6 protein-coding genes are annotated in these 4,477 nt (G+C 70.8%); 5 read left to right on the top strand and 1 reads right to left on the bottom strand.

Features of this window, described 5'->3' with window-relative positions:
* The 5 genes from VD972_RS18105 to cas6 all read left to right on the top strand — a co-directional run.
* Positions 1-691, top strand: a 691-nt coding sequence (locus VD972_RS18105; RefSeq protein WP_324988644.1) for a type III-B CRISPR module-associated Cmr3 family protein, incomplete at its 5' end; no start/stop codon positions are given.
* Complete coding sequence (gene cmr4, locus VD972_RS18100; protein WP_324988642.1) at positions 688-1,593, top strand: type III-B CRISPR module RAMP protein Cmr4; 906 nt, start codon at positions 688-690, stop codon at positions 1,591-1,593. The genes VD972_RS18105 and cmr4, both read left to right, overlap by 4 nt.
* Positions 1,590-1,988 carry a type III-B CRISPR module-associated protein Cmr5 gene (cmr5, locus tag VD972_RS18095; RefSeq protein ID WP_324988640.1) on the top strand — a complete coding sequence of 133 codons (399 nt, stop codon included), beginning with the start codon at positions 1,590-1,592 and terminating at the stop codon, positions 1,986-1,988. Before cmr4 ends, cmr5 begins: the two co-directional genes overlap by 4 nt.
* Complete coding sequence (cmr6, locus tag VD972_RS18090; RefSeq protein ID WP_324988639.1) at positions 1,966-3,123, top strand: type III-B CRISPR module RAMP protein Cmr6; 1,158 nt, start codon at positions 1,966-1,968, stop codon at positions 3,121-3,123. Before cmr5 ends, cmr6 begins: the two co-directional genes overlap by 23 nt.
* An 8-nt stretch (positions 3,124-3,131) precedes the next feature.
* The gene (gene cas6 / locus VD972_RS18085; RefSeq protein WP_324988637.1) at positions 3,132-3,785 is read left to right on the top strand and encodes a type I-MYXAN CRISPR-associated protein Cas6/Cmx6; all 654 of its coding nucleotides are present in this window, start codon (positions 3,132-3,134) and stop codon (positions 3,783-3,785) included.
* Here cas6 and VD972_RS18080 read toward each other — a convergent pair.
* Positions 3,760-4,227 carry a hypothetical protein gene (locus tag VD972_RS18080; protein WP_324988635.1) on the bottom strand — a complete coding sequence of 156 codons (468 nt, stop codon included), beginning with the start codon at positions 4,225-4,227 and terminating at the stop codon, positions 3,760-3,762. The genes cas6 and VD972_RS18080 overlap by 26 nt on opposite strands.
* Positions 4,228-4,477: the final 250 nt, after the last annotated feature.

Raw genomic sequence — 4,477 nt, 5'->3', positions numbered from 1 at the left:
GGCGCTCCTGCTCTGGCTGAGCGGCGAGGTGCCCCCTTCGCAGCCAGCGCCCGAGCCCGTCCGCCGCACGGACGTACGCGTCACCCTGGATCCCACCACGCAGGCGGCAGTGCCAGGCATGCTCTACCAGGCGGAGGTGCTGGAGACGCTGGAGCGCAGCGGGGAGTGGGCGCTGGGGGTGGAGTGCGCGCTGCCGGAGGACACGCCCGCCTTTCCTCGAGGGCCCGTGGGCCTGGGGGGCAAGCGCCGCATGGCGATGGCCGAGCCGGTGGGGACGGAGCTCTTCTCAGCGCCGAAGGAGCTGCCGCGGTCCTCGCCCGGACTGCGCCTGGTGCTGGCCACACCCGCGCACTTCGAGCGCGGCTGGCTCCCGGACGGGCTGGAGCGCACCGAGCACGAGGGGCAGCCCGCCTGGGTGGGGACGCTGCCTGGGGTGGAGGGCCGGGTGGTGCTCCGAGCGGCACTGGTCCCCCGGTCCCTGGAGCTGTCGACGTGGGACATGGCACGGGGGAGGCCCCGGGCCACGCGCCGGCTGGTCCCAGCAGGGTCCACCTACTTCTTCGAGAAGGTGGACGGACGAGGCTTCACCGCGTTGTCCGCGCTGTGGCTGGCCGCATGGGGCGGCAGCCGCGAGGAGGGCCTGGGGCGAGTCCTGCCCGGGCACTGGAACCCCAAGGAGGGACGCACTTGAGCCTGGAGACCCGGCCGTACCTGCTGCACGCACTGTCACCCCTGCACGCTGGGACAGGACAGAGCGTGGGCATCATCGATCTGCCCATCGCCCGCCTGCGCGCGACGAACATCCCGTTCGTTCCGGGCTCGTCCCTCAAGGGCGTGCTGCGCGAGGCCCGCCGAAGCCTGCCAACGCCCGAGTGGGAGGCGCTCTTCGGCCCGCTGCGAAAGGTGAACAGCCAGGAGGGGGACGAAGCGCTGGACCATGCGGGCGCGCTGGTGGTGGGGGACGCGCGGCTGGTGGCGCTGCCCGTGCGCAGCTTCTTCGGCACGTTCGCGCTGGTGTCCTCGCCGCTGCTGCTGGACCTGGCGCGCAGGGACCTGGACGGCCTGGAGGGGCTGCCCGGCTCGCTGGAGCGCCTGGCGGGCCCCCTCGCGCGGGTGGGCAGCAACAACGTCACCGCGTCCCCGGAGCACCGCAAGGTCTTCCTGGAGGACCTGGATCTGGACGTACGGGAGGAGCTCGCTGTGGAGGCCTGGGCGCGCTTCCTGGCCCGCGCGCTGCCGAGAGAGGAGGAGCTCATCCGGGAGCGCTTCGTCGTGGTGGACGACGAGACGATGGACTTCCTGCTGGAGACGGCCACGCAGGTGGACACGCGCGTGCGCATCAACCACGAGACGGGCACGGTGGCGGAAGGGGCTCTGTGGAAGGAGGAGAGCCTGCCGGCGGAGGCCCTGCTGGTGGGCGTGCTGGCGGCGGGGCCGAGCTTGCGCCATGGAACGCAGCTCACCGCGGGCGACATCCTGACGCGGGCACTGCCGGAGCCGGCCGTGCTGCAGCTGGGAGGCAAGGCCACGGTGGGACGGGGGCGGTGCCGGCTGGCCCTGTGGCCAGGGGCGGCGAAGGGGGCACGGCCATGAAGCGCCTGACGCGGGACCAGCGGCGGGCGCTCCACGCGTACCAGTGCGTGGAGCGCGTCCCCGCCGGTGAGCGCGAGGACTACAAGACGCGCGTCGGGGATCTGGGCAGCACGGTGCTGCGCAACGGCCTGGCGGCGGCGCTGGCCTTCCTGGAGCGAGAGCAGGACAAGAAGGCGGTGGTGCGGCTGCTGGGCGATCTGGCCTCCGCGGGGATCCCGGGGCTGTCCTCGGTGCCGGCGGAGAAGCTGCCGGGGAAGGTACGGGACCTGGAGCTGCGCAGCTACATGCTGGCCACTCGCGAGGTGCTCCACCTGGCGGTGTGGTTCCAGCGGGCGGTGCAAGCGACCTTCACGAAGAAGAAGGAGGGAGGCCATGTGGCTGGGGCAGGACGGTGAGCGACCGGGTGGCCTGCGGCCGGAGAAGACCCCTCCGAGCCACGCGGGCTTGGGCTCCGCGCGCTGGGCGCCGCTGCGGGCCCTCCTGGCGAAGAATGAGCAGGATGCGGCGGTCCGCAGCGACTGGCTGGATCGCCTGGCGCAGTGCCGCGAGCCCGTGCGCTACGCGCATGCGTACGACCGGTGGAGGGCCGCGCTGCAGGGGCCGGACACCCTCTGCTTCACCGTCAGGGCGCTGGGGCGCGTGCTGGTAGGGCACGGCAACACGACAGCGGCAGGAGTCGGGCTGACGCTGCACCACACCTGGGGAGTGCCGGTGCTCCCCGGCTCCGCGCTCAAGGGGCTCACCGCGGGCTACGTGGAGGCGGTGTATGGGCCCGGCCCTGGAGAGCAGAACCCGGAGCGAGAGCCCTTCCGCGGCTTGACGTGGGAAGGCTCACGGATGGCGCGGGGACCCGGGGACGTGTTCCGGCGGCTCTTCGGCGCTCCGGACGTGGACGAGCCGGGGCGTCAGGCGAGCGCTGGGAAGATCCTCTTCCACGACGCGCTGTGGGTACCTGCGGAAGCGGGGACAGCACCCATGCTGGCGCGGGACGTGCTCACCGTGCATCAGCGGAGGTACTACGAGAGCAGCGGAGGGGAGTGGCCCGGGGACTTCGACGATCCCAACCCGGTGTCCTTCCTGACGGTGGCACCGGGGGGCCGCTTCCTGGTCGCTCTCGAGTTGGCTCCCGACGTGGAAGGGGGGCGGGCGCTGCTGGAGCGAGCGGGGCGCTACCTGACGGAGGCGCTGAAAGACTGGGGGTTAGGAGGAAAGACGGCGGCAGGCTATGGCCGCTTCTCGCGGGAGGAGGCATCACCGCGCCCGGCAAGAGAGCTCCAGACACCCGCGCTGGCCGAGCTGAAGGCCTGGCTGGAAGAGCAGAAAGCAGCGGAAGTGCCCCAGCGAGAGCAGTTCCGGCTGCTGGAGCGCGAGTGGTGGGAGCGGCTGCTCGGGCTCGTCGGTGAGGAGCGGCGGGCGGCGGGGCAACTGCTCAAGAAGTACCTGAAGCTCAAGCGACGCGAGGAGCAGCAGCGGCTGGAAGCGCTCCTGGCGCAGCTCCACGGGGGCACGCCCCCACTCTCCGGCTCATGAGGATGACCATGCCTGTCGTCGATCTGCTCTTCCCGGTGCAGGGCGGCTCGGTGCCGCTCGATCATGGCTACCTGCTGTTCTCCGCGCTCTCGGGCCGGATTCCCGGGCTGCACGAGCGCCAGGACATCGGCCTCTTCACCCTGCGTGGGACCCAGACCCGCAAGGGGGTGCTGCGGCTGGGAGACGGAGCGCTGCGGCTTCGTTGCTCGGCGGACGCCCTCACGTTGCTGCTGCCACTGGCGGGCAGCACGCTCGAGCTCGCCGGCCATGAGGTTCGCGTAGGAACGCCCACGGTGCACTCCCTCCCCTCTCCCACCTCGCTGTCCGCCCGCGTCGTCACCTTCAAGCATGCGCTGGACGAGGCCACGTTCCACGCCTCCACGCGGAAGTTCATGGCGGAGCTGGGGTGCGTGGGGACTCCACTCGTGGGCCGGCGGCGAGTCCTCTCCATCGCCGGGAAGAAGGTGGTGGGCTTCGCCCTCACGGTGAGCGAGCTCTCGCCAGAGTCCTCCCGGCTGCTCCAGGAGCGAGGCCTGGGGGGCCGGCGCCACATGGGCTGCGGGCTGTTCCTGCCCACGCCCCTGCGCGGGGCAGCCAGAGCTCCTCAGGGCCTGGCATGGCCCGCTACTCCCGGCACTATTCGTTCTCTCGTGTCTTCGTGACGGCCTCGAGCTGGCGCGGCTCGGCGTCCACCACCGTGGGCTCACTCCTGTCCGCGTTGAGCACCTCCGCCAGGACCCGCTCTGTCACCGCGGTGAGGTGCTCGTGAAGCGTCCTCAACATCTCGTTGTACTCCGGCAGGAACGTCTCCCGCATGAAGCGCTCCGACGTCTTGATGATGAGCGTGGAGCGACGCTGGCGTCGGTAGCGGTACGGCTCGATGCCGTACCTTCGAGCCAGGGAGACGAGCAGCCGGTAGGACCACGGATCCTGCGAGAACTGCCACTCCAACTGCCGCTCACCCTGCCGCTCCACGAGTCGAGCCGCGATTCGCTGGCGGGCCCTGTCGGCGGCCTCGCGCTCCCCTTCCGTGGTGGCCCCTGCGAACAGCGCCTCGATGGCGCGCAACTTCTCCTTCAGCCTCTCCTCGTCGTGCATGGACATGACCCCATCCTACCTCGCTCGTCATGTGCTGGAGAGGTGACCTGTGAGATAGTGTACGGTTCCGGGGATTCTTCAGCGTTGAAGTGCTTCCAGCGTGTCAGCCACCTCCAGCCAGGCCGCGTGCTGGAGCCTCTTCACGTCTGGATCCCTCGCCATGGCAGTCAGGATCTCGGTGGGTACCCGTTCACGCGTCTGGTATTGACGATCGGCAGATGCCCCTCCTCCTGATCCTCCTCGTTGTTGCAGGGTG

The sequence above is a fragment of the Hyalangium sp. genome (assembly GCF_035629615.1).
Lineage (GTDB): Bacteria > Myxococcota > Myxococcia > Myxococcales > Myxococcaceae > Hyalangium.
Note: the sequence above shows the minus strand (reverse complement) of the source record. Positions and strands in the feature narration are given on the sequence as shown.